Here is a 14,203-nt window from a genome sequence, read left to right as displayed (position 1 = left end):
GTCGCGCTCATGGGGGGCATTTCCATGCCATGGGGCCGCCCGGCTGGCGCATCGCGCGCCGCCGGGCGGTCCCTTTTTGCATTGGGTAGTTTGCGCACCGGGATTGAGCACCGGGATTGAGTCTTGGGGCCTGTCGTGGCCCGCTGCTTTCGTGCCCCGCGCTGGAATGCGACGCGTTCAGGCGGGTGCCCATGTCCTTTGGCCGCAAAGGTTCACCCTTGTCGTGCTATGGCTTCCGCCTGGGCATTTAGTCAAAATGCCGAATATGAGGTAAAATCATATGGTTAAAACTGCGTTGCCAAAGGAGACTACGTGAGCGATAAGGAAGCTATCGAGCAGGCAATAGAGATTGCATCCACCCGTGACGGCATGCTGAAGAAGGTCGTCGACGAGCTTTCCGGTTCATCGCGCCGCGCAAGGCAGAACTCCGCTGCCGTTGTTGCGGGCGTTGCCAAGAAGAACCCAAGCAAGGTCGTGCCTTACGTAGACCAGATCGTCGATGCGCTTAATCGTCCGGAAGCCCAGACGCGTTGGGAATGCCTGAATGCGCTTACGGAAATCGTTGCGCTCGAATCGCGCGTGTGCGACAAGGCCATTCCTGGTGCCGAAACGGCCCTGTTCGACGAGGACAGCGGCCCTGCGCATCTGGCCGCCATGCGCTTCCTCTGCAAGCTGGGTTCCACTACGGAAAACCGTTCCGAAAAGACGTGGCCCCTCATCGACGAGGCCATTCAGTGCTATCACGGTGATATCGAGTTCCAAGAAATGCTCGTTGCCGTCATCGGCTTTTCCGAGGGCAAGCTTGCCCCTGCCGTAAAGGAAGAGCTGAAGGCTCGCATGGAATTCGACTCGAAGAACGGCAAGGGCGCGCTGAAGCACAGGGCTCAGCAGATTATCGATAATCTTTCGTAGCTCCTGCTTCGGTAAACGGCTACCATATACGGAATTGGCGCGGTGATTTCCGCGCCTTTTTCTATTTAGCGGATATGTATGGTAGGAATAAGGGACACTTTTGCATACTAAAGTACAGAGGAATCCGAAGGAGACTCGATGGCACAGCACACCGTTACACTCATTCCCGGCGATGGCATTGGTCCCGAAACGAGCTCGGCCATGCAGCGCGTTCTGGAAGCTGCCGGTGCCGAAATCGAATGGGAAATCGCCGAGGCTGGCGCCCATCTGATGGAGGAGCATGGCACGCCGTTGCCCCAGAGCACGCTCGACGCGGTGAAGCGCAACAAGGTTGCCATCAAGGGCCCCGTTACCACGCCGGTGGGTTCTGGTTTCCGCAGCGTGAACGTTGCCCTGCGCAAGGCGTTCGACCTGTACGTGAACCTGCGTCCCAACATCAGCATCGAGGGTGCGGGCGGTCGCTATAACGATGTAGACCTGGTTATCGTGCGCGAGAACACGGAAGACCTGTACGCGGGCATCGAGTTCGAGCAGGGCTCTTCCGAAGCCGCCGAGCTCATCGAATTCTGCGCCTCCCATGATGCGGGCACGATTCGCGAGGACGCCGGCATCTCCGTGAAGCCCATTTCCATTACTGGTTCGCGTAACATCGTGAAGTACGCGTTCGAATACGCAATCGCCCAGGGCCGCAAGAAGGTCACGGCGGTGCACAAGGCCAACATCATGAAGCATTCCGACGGCCTGTTCCTGCGCGTTGCGCGTGAGGTTGCCAAGGAGTACGAAGGCCGCATTGAATTCGAGGACAAGATCGTCGACGCGTTCTGCATGAACATGGTCATCGACCCCAGCCGGTTCGACGTCGTGGTGCTGCCGAACCTGTACGGCGACATCGCAAGCGACCTGTGCGCTGGCCTGGTGGGTGGCCTGGGCATTGCCCCTGGCGCGAACATCGGCAAGGAGTACGCCATCTTCGAGGCCGTGCATGGCAGCGCTCCCGATATCGCGGGACAGAACAAGGCCAACCCCACGGCGGAAATCCTTTCCGCTTGCATGATGCTCGATTATCTGGGCGAACAGGAATGTGCCGAGCGCATTCGCTCTGCCGTGCGCGCCGTGTACGCGGAGGGCGAGCACCTTACGGGCGACATTCGCTGGGCCACGGGTTCCAGCAAGCCGGCATGTAGCACCACGGAGTTCACCGACGCCCTGATCGCTGCACTGTAGGAATGTAATCGGGGCCGCCAGCGCGGCCCCGCGTTGTTGGCAGGAGAAGCATAGATGTCACAATTGAAAGCAACCGCGCAGCTGCAAGTTGCGAACAAGGAATACCGCTACTACCCGGTGAAGGCCGTAGAGGGCGCCGAGCGCCTGCCCTACGCGCTCACCGTTCTGCTCGAGAACATCCTGCGTTGCGCTCCCGATGAGGAAACGGCGCAGCTTCTGGTCGATCGTCTGGTGGAAGCCGGCACGAAGGGCCAGGCGGGTGACGAAATCGAGTTCAGCCCCGCGCGCGTGCTGTTCCAGGACTTCACGGGCGTGCCCGTGTTCGTTGACTTTGCGGTCATGCGCGAGGCGTGTGCTGCCCTGGGCGGCGACCCCTCGAAGATCAACCCGCAGGTTCCCTGCAACCTGGTCATCGACCATTCGGTCATTGCCGACAAGGCGGGTTGCTCGGGCGCTCTGGAAGAGAACATCGAGCTGGAATTCCAGCGCAATCGCGAGCGCTACGACTTTCTGAAATGGGCGCAAAGCTCGTTCCAGAACGTGAGCATCGTGCCGCCTGGCCAGGGCATCTGCCATCAGCTGAACATCGAGCGCTTCGCGAAGGTCGCCATGACGCGCGAAACCGAAGAGGGCACGCTCGCGTATTTCGACACGCTCGTGGGCACTGACAGCCATACGCCCACGGCCAATGGCGTTGGCGTGCTTGGCTGGGGCGTTGGCGGCATCGAAGCCGAAGCCGCTGCGCTGGGCCAGCCCATCACCACGCTCGTGCCGCGCGTGATTGGCGTCGAGCTCACTGGCTCGCTGCCCGATGGCGTTTCCGCCATGGACCTTTCGTTGCGTTTCGCGCAGATGCTCCGCGCCGAGGGCGTCGTGGGCTGCTTCGTGGAATGCTTCGGCGAGGGCGTTTCCAACCTGACCGCCACGCAGCGCGCGTGCGTTTCCAACATGACCCCCGAATACGGCAGCACCTGCACGCTGTTCCCGGTTGACGAGCAGACGCTTGAGTACCTGCGCGTTACGGGCCGCACCGAAGAGCAGATCGCCCTGGTAGAGGCTTATGCAAAGCAGCAGAACCTGTGGAACGATGGTCGCGAGCGTTCGTACGCCAAGGTGCTTCGCATTGATCTGTCTTCGGTGGAGCGTAGCATCGCCGGTCCGTCGCGTCCGCACGACCGCATTTCGTTCGCGGGTGCGCGCGAGCGCTTCCAGGCCATTTGTGCCGAGCGCAACGTCGAAGCGGGTAAGACCGTAAGCGTTGACATCGATGGCGCAAGCTACGAGCTCACGCATGGCGCCATCGCCATCGCTGCCGTGACCAGCTGTACCACGGCTACCGACCCCGCCATGATGCTGGCGTGCGGCATCGTTGCCAAGAACGCCGCCCAGGCGGGCCTTGCGCCCAAGCCTTGGGTGAAGACCATTCTTGCGCCGGGCAGCAAGGCAACCGAACTCCTGCTCGAGCGTGCCGGGCTTATGGATGGCCTGCGTCAGCTTGGCTTCTATACGTGCGGCTTTGGCTGCATGAGCTGCATTGGAAATTCGGGCCCCGTTCTGCCTGCGCTGCATGACGTGGCCGATGATATCGAGCTCGCCAGCGTGCTTTCCGGCAACCGCAATTTCGAGGGCCGCATTTCTCCCGATGTAGCGCAGAACTACCTGTCGGCCCCCGCGGGCGTTATCGCCTACGCGCTTGCCGGCACGCTCGACTTCGATTTCGAGACGCAGCCTCTGGGCGAAAACGCACAGGGCGAGCCCGTGTTCCTGAAGGACATTTGGCCCACCAATGCCGAAATTGCCGCATTGCAGCAGCAGGTCGTGAATCGTGCGCTGTTCGACGATGGGGCAGAAGGCCTGTTCGAAGGCGACGAGTCCTGGCGCAGCCTGGGTCGCGAGCCGAGCGACCTGTTTGCGTGGGATGATGCCTCTACGTACGTGCGCCGTGCGACGTACTTCGATGGCATGACGGCGAACCCTGTGGCTCCCGAGCCGGTGCGTGGCGCCCGTGCCATCGTCAACCTGGGCGACTTCATCACCACCGACCACATTTCCCCGGCAGGCGCCATTGCCTCCGATTCCGCGGCTGCCCGCTACCTGCGCGAACGTGGCGTGGACGAGGCCGACTTCAACACGTATGGCAGCCGTCGTGGCAACCACGAGGTCATGGCGCGCGGTACGTTTGCGAATGTGAAGCTCGCGAACCTGCTTGCCGAAGGCCGCAAGGGCGGTTGGACGCGCGATATGACCGACGACGCCATCAAGCTCATCTTCGACGCCTCTGAGGCCTATCGCGAAGCTGGCGTGCCCCTGGTGGTCCTGGCTGGCAAGATGTACGGCAGTGGTTCGTCACGTGACTGGGCCGCGAAGGGCCCCATGCTCCTGGGTGTGCGCGCTGCGTTTGCCGAGAGCTTCGAGCGCATCCACCGCAGCAACCTTATTGGCATGGGCGTGCTGCCCCTGCAGTACGAGGAGGGCCAGAGCACGGCTTCGCTGGGGCTCGATGGCACCGAGACGTTCGACATCGACGATATCGACTTTAGCAAGGGCCTGCCCAATCCCGCGCATGTTGGCGTGCATGCCACCAAGCCGGATGGATCGGTCATCGACTTCACGGCGCTCGTGCGCATCGATACGCCCACCGAGGGCGAGTATTACTATCACGGCGGCATTCTGCAGTACGTGATTCGCAATCTGGCTGCACTGTAGGCGTTGCGCCTGCGCGGCTGATTTGTCCAAACGAAAACGAGACGGGGCGGGCCTAGTGCTCGCCCCGTTTGCGCTGGTATACTATCGCGAAATGCAAGTGTATGAGGGGATGTAATCGTGGATAAAGACCAGATGGACGAATTCTTCAGGATGGTAGGCTTTGTGCCTCCCCAGGAAGGCGCCTCCCAGACGTCTGCGGCCGAGGAGAAAGCCTCCGGCGCCTCTTCGCAGGGCGCGTCGAAGAAGCGCAAGGCATCGCATGGGCAGAGGAATCCCTTTGCGTCCGATGGCAAAGATGGCGAAGGCCTTTCCAGCGTGTTCGAGGCCATAAAGCTTCCCAGCTGGCGCAAGCGCACGCTGGTTATTGCGATTCTCGTGCTGATCCTGGTCATTGCTGGTGCGTACTGGTGGTTCCATCCGCCCATCAACATCCATTCCGCCGATACCTGGACGTTCTTGGTGGTGTTCGTGCTGCTGCCGGCGTTCATCACCTTCCGTGCGCTTTCGGCCTCGTATAAGGCGGGCTCGAACGCGCGCCCGAAGAATGCGGGCAAGGCGAAGCGCTTCAAGTGGCTTTCCTGGATTCCCGTTGCCGTCTTTGCTGTAGCGGTGCTGGGTTGGGCCGCGTCGTACAGCATTTGGCCGGGTAACGCCGAGAAGTACTCAAGCATTCTGCAGATTCAGGACACCGACTTCGCCACCGACATTCAGGAACCCGATTACGACACCATCCCCGTTATCGATCGCGACAGCGCCGTGCTCCTGGGCAACCGCACGCTGGGCGAGATCCCCGAATACGTGAGTCAGTTCGAGATTTCCAGCCTGTATTCCCAGATTAACTACCAGGGGCGCCCCGTCCGCGTGAGCCCGCTGAATTATGCCGACCTGTTCAAGTGGTTCTACAACAAGGACGCGGGCATTCCCGCCTACGTGATTGTCGATATGGCCAGCCAGAATACCCAGGTGGTGCGGCTGTCTTCGCCCATGTACTACTCGGAAAGCGAACCGCTCGAGCGCAATATCGACCGCTACGTCCAGCTGCGCTACCCGTTCTACATGTTCGAGGAGAAGAGCTTCGAAATCGACGAGGATGGCACTCCCTGGTGGGTGTGCCCCGTTCAAACGCGCACTATCGGCCTGTTCGGTGGCGAGACCATCGACCGCGTGGTGCTGGTGAATGCCAGCACGGGCGAATGTCAGGATTGCGCCATCGACGAGTGCCCCGAATGGGTGGACCGCGCCTATCCCAGCAACCTGCTCATCCAGCAGTACAACTGGTATGGCAGCCTGCATAATGGCTGGCTGAACAGCTGGCTTGGCCAGAGCGGCGTGGTGCAGACCACTCCGGGCACCGATGGCGAGCTGGGCTACAACTACATTGCCAAAGACGATGACGTTTGGGTGTACACGGGCGTCACCAGCGCCACGAGCGACAACGCGATCGTGGGGTTCGTGCTCGTGAACCAGCGCACGGCGGAAGCCCACTACTATAGCGTGGCGGGCGCCACCGAGGAAAGCGCCATGAGCTCGGCGGAAGGCCAGGTGCAGAACCTGCAGTACAAGGCTACCTTCCCGCTGCTTCTGAACATCAATGGCCAGCCTACGTACTTTATGGCCTTGAAGGATGCCGCGGGCCTGGTGAAGAAGTTCGCCATGATCGACATCCAGCGCTACCAGAACGTAGCCGTGGGCGACACGGTGGAGGAATGCCAGAAGTCGTACAAGGCCCTGCTTGCCACTAATGGCGTGACTTCGGGCGACGATTCGGTTGCCAGCGAGGTCACGGGCGTGGTGCGCACGTCCATGCAAGCCGTCATCGATGGCAACTCTCACGTGTACCTGTCGCTCGAGGACAGCTCGCTTATCTTCGACTGTCCGCTGCCCACGGTCATGAATGCCGTGATCGTGCGCCAGGGCGACACGGTGACGATCTCCTACATTGAGGGGGACCCCACGTGCACGGTCGAATCGCTCGAGGTGACGAGCGCCGAGGCCACGTCGGCCGCGGCGGGGCAGACTTCCTCGGCAGCCTCGTCGGCTACTGATGCGGGCACGAATCAGCCTGCTGCAGAAGCCGCATCGGCCACAGCTGGCGGCGGTGCTTCCGCGTAGCCCCAATGTGGAGGACGCGTGCGCTTCCTTGCATTCGTCGTATGAGTCTGGCATAGTGTAACGGCTGCAGAAATGCAGCAGTAATGAACAGTAGTTCCGCTGCCAGAGACAGCAGGCACCGCAAGGTTTAATCGCGCAAGCGGCCCGCCGAGGTGGTTGTAAAGCACAAGCTTTCACGACCCCCTGCGCTCTCTGGTGCAGGGGGTCGTTCTTATTCGTGCGACCTTCCCCTGGGGTGGAACCCGGAATGGGAAAGAAGGAGGTGCACAATATGCCCAACGCACAGAATGTCGAAACGCTCGCAAAGATCAAGGAAGAGCTCGAAGGCGTGTCCGCTCTGTGGGTCGTCGACTACCGCGGCCTGAGCGTGAAGGAGGCGCAGCAGCTGCGTCGCTCCATCCGCGAAGCCGGTGCTCATCTGACGGTCTACAAGAACAAGCTGGTGCGCATCGCCCTGGCCGAGTCTGGTCTCCCCGAAATGGAGGACATCCTCGCTGGCCCGAGTGCATTCGTGTTCGCCGATGGCGATCCGGCTGCTGCCGCGAAAGCTATCAAGGATTTCGCCAAGGATAACGAGAACCTCGTAATCAAGGGCGGCATGATGGACGGTGTTCAGTACAGCGCAGAACAGGTGGAAGCTATTGCTTCTCTGCCTTCTCGCGAGGCTCTCATCGGCCAGATCGCTGGTCTTATCTCCGGCGTTGCTCGCGGTCTTGCCGTTACCATCAACGGTGTGCCGTCTGGCTTGGCTCAGTCGATCAAGCAGGTCGCCGAGCAGAAGCCCGCTGCCTAGCAGCACCCTGCGGCGCCCGCGCCGCGTAGCAAGAATGTATGGCCGGAAGAACCCGGCCCCTTTGAAAGGAAACTAACATGGCTGTGACCAAGGAAGAAATCATTGAGGCTCTGAAGGAGATGTCCCTCCTCGAGGCTAGCGAACTCGTGTCCATGATCGAAGAGACCTTCGGCGTGTCCGCTGCTGCTCCCGTGGCTGTTGCTGCTGCTCCTGCCGCTGATGGCGCTGCTGCTGCCGACGAGAAGTCCGAATTCGACGTTGTGCTCGAGGGCTTCGGCGACAACAAGATCGCTGTCATCAAGGTTGTCCGCGAGCTCACCGGTCTGGGCCTGAAGGATGCCAAGGAAGTCGTCGAGGGCGCTCCCAAGGCCATCAAGGAAGGCGTTGCCAAGGAGCAGGCCGAGGAAATGAAGGCCAAGCTGGAAGAAGCCGGCGCTGCTGTAACCCTGAAGTAAATTCGCTTCTTGCGAATTGCGGGAGTCGTCCCTTATGGGGCGACTCCTTTTTTTGCGCCGTTCGCGGTTTATATGAACCGCTCTCAAGAACGTGCGCATTCTTTCGTCTGAGCTAGTGTGGAAGACTCGTTTTCCCTCCCGTTGAAGGGAAGTGTTTTTACCGTTCTCCACGCTTTTTCCGCTTGATTTTAGCTTGATCCAACCCGCTTCCCATACGAACTGCGCTTATGCGAATGGTGTGAAAATGGGATTTAGGATGTATCATTATGAACCACAAGATATGGTGTGTGGTCGAATTATGAGCGACAATATTTATTGTTTTGTGCTCACGTGCGAAAACGTAAGGAGCGCTAAAGTCAAGCCTTGTGAACAATAAAAATTAGATGCAAAACTATGTTCAGACAAGAAATGAAGCAGAAATACGAAAGGGGTTTGGGCATATGAAGGTTATCAAGCGCAATGGCTCTGAGGTCGCTTTCGACGTCACGAAAATCGTGAACGCCATCTCGAAGGCGAATAGTGAGGTAGTGCCGGAAAACCGTCTTACGCACGATCAAATTATCGCCGCAGCAAACAACGTCACCACCGAATGCGACGTTTGCGGTCATGCCCCTGCCGTTGAGGAAATCCAGGACATGGTCGAGGACCAGATCATGGCCCTTGGTGCATTCGAAGTCGCTCGCAAGTACATCATCTATCGCTACGTGCAGGGCTTGAAGCGCACGTCCAACACCACCGACGACAAGATTCTCTCGCTCATCGAATGCAACAACGAGGAAGTGAAGCAGGAGAACTCGAACAAGAACCCCACCGTCGTCTCCGTCCAGCGCGACTACATGGCCGGCGAGGTTTCGAAGGACCTTGCTCACCGCATGCTCCTTCCCGCCGACGTGGTCGACGCCCACGAGAAGGGCATCATCCACTTCCACGACTCCGATTACTACGCGCAGCGCATGCACAACTGCGACCTGGTGAACCTGGAAGACATGCTGCAGAATGGTACGGTCATTTCCGGCACGCTCATCGAGAAGCCCCATAGCTTCAGCACGGCCTGCAACATCGCCACCCAGATCATCGCCCAGGTTGCCAGCTGCCAGTATGGCGGCCAGAGCATCTCGCTCGCGCATCTTGCCCCGTTCGTCGACATTAGCCGTCAGAAGATCCGTCGCGCTACCATCGACGAGTTGAACGAGCTTGGCGTGGAGCCTTCGCCCGAGCGTTTGGATGCCGTGGTCGAAGGCCGCGTGCGCGACGAAATTCGCCGTGGCGTGCAGACCATCCAGTACCAAGTGGTTACGCTCATGACCACCAACGGCCAGGCTCCGTTCATCACCGTGTTCATGTACCTGAACGAGGCGCGCAACGAAACCGAGAAGCACGACCTCGCCATGGTCATCGAGGAAATGCTGCGCCAGCGTTTCCAGGGCGTGAAGAACGAGGCGGGTGTGTGGATTACCCCCGCGTTCCCCAAGCTCATCTACGTGCTGGAAGAAGACAATATCGACGAGGGCACGGAATTCTACTACCTCACGAAGCTCGCTGCGAAGTGCACGGCCAAGCGCATGGTGCCCGACTACATCTCCGAAAAGAAGATGCGCGAGTACAAGCTTTCCAAGGGCGAAGTGGAAGGCGAAGGCGATTGCTATACGTGCATGGGCTGCCGTTCGTTCCTTACGCCCGACCGCTCGGGCAACGGCTACAACAACGTGGCCAACGCGAAGAATTACGACCCCACGAAGCCGAAGTACTATGGTCGATTCAACCAGGGCGTGGTCACCATCAACCTGGTCGACGTTGCGCTTTCCAGCGAAGGTGACTTCACCAAGTTTTGGGCTATTTTCGACGAGCGTCTGGAACTGTGCCGCAAGGCCCTTATGTGCCGCCACAACCGCCTGAAGGGCACCACGTCCGACGCTGCCCCCATCCTGTGGCAGTACGGTGCCCTGGCGCGCCTGAAGAAGGGCGAGAAGATCGACAAGCTCCTCTACGGCGGCTATTCCACCATTTCGCTGGGTTACGCTGGCCTGTACGAGTGCACGAAGTACATGACGGGCAAGTCGCATACCGACGCAGAGGCCACGCCGTTCGCGCTGGAAGTCATGCAGCACATGAACGACAAGTGTGCCGAATGGAAGGAAGCCACCGACATCGACTTCAGCCTGTATGGCACGCCGCTGGAATCCACTACGTACAAGTTCAGCAAGTGCCTGCAGCGTCGTTTCGGCATCGTTCCCGGCATCAACGACAAGGGCTACATCACCAACAGCTACCACGTGCACGTGACCGAAAAGATCGACGCCTTCACGAAGCTGAAGTTCGAGAGCAAGTTCCAGAAGCTTTCGCCGGGTGGCGCCATCAGCTACATCGAGGTCCCGAACATGCAGGACAACCTGCAGGCGGTGCTCACGGTCATGCGCTACATCTACGACAACATCATGTACGCGGAACTGAACACCAAGAGCGACTACTGCCAGGTGTGCGGCTACGATGGCGAAATCCAGATCATCGAAGACGATGGCAAGCTGGTATGGGAATGCCCGAAGTGCGGCAACCGCGACCAGAACAAGCTCAACGTGGCCCGTCGTACCTGCGGCTACATTGGAACCCAGTTCTGGAACCAGGGTCGTACCCAGGAAATCAAAGACCGCGTTCTGCATCTGTAGAACCGCTTGACTCTACAAGGGAACGAGGCGAATGGTCGTGCGATCGTTCGCCTTGTCTTCTCTTCGCGCAGGGAGGCAGCCGTGAATTATGCAGCCATAAAATACTCCGATATCGCCAATGGTCCTGGCGTGCGTACGGTATTGTTCGTTTCGGGGTGCACGCACCATTGCGCAGAATGCTTCCAGCCCGAAACTTGGAGCTTCTCGTTTGGCCGTCCGTTTACCCAGGAAGTGGAAGACGAAATCATCCAGAGCCTGAATGAGCCATGGGTGGCTGGCATTACCGTTTTGGGCGGCGAGCCCATGGAACCGGTGAACCAGGCGGGCCTTCTGCCGTTCCTGCAGCGCGTCAAGCGCGAATGCCCGGGGAAGAGCATTTGGGTCTACACGGGCGATGTGTACGAGAACCTGCTCTATGGCGGTAGGAACTGCCCGGAAACGGCCGACCTGTTCGATTGCATCGACGTGCTCGTCGATGGGCCCTACGCGAAGGATTTGAAGGACATCTCGCTGCGTTTCCGGGGCAGCAGCAACCAGCGCATCATCGACGTGCCCGCGTCGCTTGCCTCGGGCGAGGTAGTGCTTTGGGAAGACGACCCTCAGTTCGCCTCGCACAAGATGATCTAACGCGCCTTGCATGGCCCTTTTGCCCGCGTCTTGCCGTAAGGCCAGGTGCGGGCATCGTTTATTCTGTCTGCTTCTTGTATCGCGTTGCTTGGGATGCCTATCGAGCCATATAATCAAAGTTCGAGTTAGGGAACCAAGAAAGGCTACTCGTGAATACACCCCGTCCATTTGCCGCGATTTCGCAGATGCTCGACGAACGCAAGCGCAATTCCGCGCCGCGCCAGCCGGGTCCGCTTCGTCGTCGTATCGATGCGTGGGGCGAAAGACTGCTGGGTGTCGTTTCCAACCGCTCGTTCGCGCAGGAAGCCGAATACGAGAGCCATCAGACGAAGCTCGACTACGTGTGGAACACGGCGGGTCTGGCTTCCTGGGGCGTCATCTTCCCCCTGCTTACCATCATTGTCACGCAGCTGGTGGGCAGCGAGCAAGCCGGTATGTTCTCGCTGGCGTTCGTGGTCGCGCAGCTGCTCATGTTCCTGGCGAACTACGGCGTGCGCACGTACCAGGTCTCCGACCGTGACGAGGAGCATTCCTTCGCGGAATACCAGATCCAGCGCGCCATAACATGTCTGCTAGCCATCGTGGCTGGTTCGCTCTTCTGCGATTTCCATGGCTACGACGAAGCTATGCGCACCATGGTTATGGCCGTTGTGGTGTACAAGACCGTTGATGGCTTCGCCGATGTGTACGAGGGTCGCCTGCAGCAGATGGACAAGCTGTATCTGGCGGGCATTTCCCAGGTGCTGCGCTCGGCGGGCGTTTTCGTGGTGTTCGCGTTTCTGCTGCTCATCACGCACAGTCTGCAAGTTGCCAGCATTGCCATGGCCATCGTGGCGGTGGTTTCCCTCGTGCTGTTCACGGCGCCGCTTGCCTTGCTTGAAACGCCTACGTCGAATCGTAGGAGTTTTGCGAGCATTGGCCGCCTGTTCACGAAGTGCTTCCCGCTGTTCTTGGCGCTGTTCCTCTATGCGCTCATCGACAACATTCCCAAGTTCATGATGGAGGGCACGCTCTCCTACGACAATCAGCTGTACTACAACGCGCTCTACTTCCCGGCTCAGGCCATTCTTATCACGGTGGGCCTTGTGTACAAGCCCCTGCTCGCACGCATGGCCGACGCGTGGAACGACCTCAATCGCCGCAAGCGCTTCGACTTCTTCATCGTTGCCATGCTGCTCATCGTTCTGGCCGTTACCGTGGTGGTCTTGCTGTTCATGAACTGGTTGGGCATTCCGTTGCTCAGCATTCTGTACGGTCTCGATTTTGAACCGTATCGTTCCATGGGCCTGCTTATGGTCATTGCCGGTGGCATTACGGGCGGCATCGACTTCCTGTACCAGGTTATGACGGTCATGCGCCGTCAGAAGTCGGTTTTGCGCCTGTACCTCATCACCTTCGCCTTCTCGCTGGCCATTCCCTATATGCTCATTCACGTGAGCGGCCTGCGTGGCGCCATCATGGGCTACCTCATCGTCATGGCGATCTTGCTTGCGCTGCTCGTGTTGGAATACGTGAGCGTGCGCCTTATGTACAAGCGCCACCCCGAGGACGACCCCACGTATTTGGCCGCAAAGGCGCGTGCGCGTCGTAATGCCGAAGGGGCTGACGCACGTCCTGCCGACGACGAGTCCGATACGCTGGAAGCTGAACATGCACAGGAGTCGCATGGCGAATCCGTGCCGCATTCTGCTCGTCGCGATGTGCATGCGGATAGGCCTGTTCATGAATCGCCTCGTCCGCGTGCGCGTGCGCAGCATGCCGCTCCCCCCGATGGCACGCAGGAATTCTCTCCGCGCGAAGCTGCCCGTCTCGAGCGCATTGCGCGCGAGGGTGGGGAAGTGGACCCGCGCTTTAGGGCTCGTCGCGCATTGCGTGACCGCCAGTCTCGAAGGGGCTCCGAATAGTGGCTCCCGAGCTGCACAACGAAACGACCCGGAGCGCTCGCATTCTGGGTTCCGAAGGCGTTGCCGCGCTCGCATCGAGCTGCGTGATGGTGCTTGGACTGGGCGGCGTGGGCTCGAGCTGCGTCGAGGCATTGGCGCGAGGCGGCGTGGGCAAGTTCATCTTGGTCGACCACGACGTGGTGGATATTACGAACATCAATCGCCAGGCCATTGCCTTTCACAGCACCATCGGCCGCAAGAAGATCGACGTCATGCGCCAGATGGTGCTCGATATCAACCCGCAGGCCCAGGTGGAGGTCGTCGACTCGTTCGTGCTTGCTGAAAACCTAGATGCGCTGCTCGATGAGCATGCCGTCAAAGCAGATTTCGTGGTGGATGCCATCGATACCATTTCCACGAAGCTTGCCATTGCGGCTGCTGCCCAGGAACGCGATATCAACCTGATCAGCGCCATGGGTGGCGGCAACAAGCTGCATCCCGAGTACCTGCGTGTGGCCGATATCTACGACACGGTCAATTGCCGCATGTGCCGCATCATGCGCAAGGAATGCCGCAAGCGGGGCATTTCCCATTTGCGCGTGCTGTATTCGTGCGAGGAAGCTGCGGCGGCCACGGCTCGCCCGGGTACGGAGCGCGGCGAGCGTTCGGGGTTGGGCACCATGCCGTATTTTCCGCCCATCATGGGCCAGATGATTGCCGGGTACGTCATTCGCTCCATCGCGGGCGTGGAGTCGCGCGAGGACGTGCTGGCGCGTCGGAAGTAACCCGTTTGCGCTGCTCGGCGATGTGGGCTTGTGATCAAGGAGG

General features: G+C 59.7%; 10 protein-coding genes and 1 other annotated feature. All 10 genes read left to right on the top strand.

The genetic code is table 11. The features are described 5' to 3' along the window. Positions 1-369 precede the first annotated feature (369 nt). Complete coding sequence (locus tag E7002_RS03005; protein WP_066664775.1) at positions 370-912, top strand: hypothetical protein; 543 nt, start codon at positions 370-372, stop codon at positions 910-912. Positions 913-1,050: 138 nt separating this feature from the next. After that, complete coding sequence (locus E7002_RS03000) at positions 1,051-2,136, top strand: isocitrate/isopropylmalate dehydrogenase family protein (protein WP_303727425.1); 1,086 nt, start codon at positions 1,051-1,053, stop codon at positions 2,134-2,136. Between the two features lie 54 nt (positions 2,137-2,190). After that, positions 2,191-4,842: an aconitate hydratase AcnA gene (gene acnA, locus E7002_RS02995; RefSeq protein ID WP_303727424.1), complete on the top strand. Its 2,652-nt coding sequence runs from the start codon at positions 2,191-2,193 to the stop codon at positions 4,840-4,842. A 117-nt stretch (positions 4,843-4,959) separates the two neighbouring features. Continuing rightward, the gene (locus E7002_RS02990; protein ID WP_303727423.1) at positions 4,960-6,954 is read left to right on the top strand and encodes a Tat pathway signal sequence; all 1,995 of its coding nucleotides are present in this window, start codon (positions 4,960-4,962) and stop codon (positions 6,952-6,954) included. An 84-nt stretch (positions 6,955-7,038) separates the two neighbouring features. Further along, positions 7,039-7,174 (top strand) — a sequence feature (ribosomal protein L10 leader region). A gap of 51 nt (positions 7,175-7,225) precedes the next feature. Beyond that, positions 7,226-7,747 carry a 50S ribosomal protein L10 gene (gene rplJ / locus E7002_RS02985; RefSeq protein ID WP_303727422.1) on the top strand — a complete coding sequence of 174 codons (522 nt, stop codon included), beginning with the start codon at positions 7,226-7,228 and terminating at the stop codon, positions 7,745-7,747. Between the two features lie 77 nt (positions 7,748-7,824). Continuing rightward, entirely contained in the window at positions 7,825-8,202 is a 378-nt protein-coding gene (gene rplL, locus E7002_RS02980) for a 50S ribosomal protein L7/L12 (protein WP_066660726.1), read from the top strand. A gap of 440 nt (positions 8,203-8,642) precedes the next feature. Beyond that, a complete protein-coding gene (nrdD, locus tag E7002_RS02975; protein WP_303727421.1) occupies positions 8,643-10,865 on the top strand; it encodes an anaerobic ribonucleoside-triphosphate reductase in 2,223 nt (740 codons plus the stop codon). A gap of 81 nt (positions 10,866-10,946) precedes the next feature. Further along, positions 10,947-11,492: an anaerobic ribonucleoside-triphosphate reductase activating protein gene (gene nrdG / locus E7002_RS02970; protein ID WP_303727420.1), complete on the top strand. Its 546-nt coding sequence runs from the start codon at positions 10,947-10,949 to the stop codon at positions 11,490-11,492. Positions 11,493-11,641: 149 nt separating this feature from the next. Beyond that, on the top strand, positions 11,642-13,396 hold the full coding sequence (locus E7002_RS02965) for a lipopolysaccharide biosynthesis protein (protein WP_303727419.1): 1,755 nt from the start codon (positions 11,642-11,644) through the stop codon (positions 13,394-13,396). Continuing rightward, on the top strand, positions 13,396-14,160 hold the full coding sequence (locus tag E7002_RS02960; RefSeq protein WP_303727418.1) for a tRNA threonylcarbamoyladenosine dehydratase: 765 nt from the start codon (positions 13,396-13,398) through the stop codon (positions 14,158-14,160). The genes E7002_RS02965 and E7002_RS02960 overlap by 1 nt, the downstream gene beginning before the upstream one ends. Positions 14,161-14,203 lie beyond the last annotated feature (43 nt).

This window comes from Denitrobacterium detoxificans, assembly GCF_015062615.1.
GTDB lineage: Bacteria > Actinomycetota > Coriobacteriia > Coriobacteriales > Eggerthellaceae > Denitrobacterium > Denitrobacterium detoxificans_A.
The sequence above is the reverse complement of the archived record's forward strand: the minus strand, read 5'-3'. Positions and strand labels throughout refer to the sequence as shown.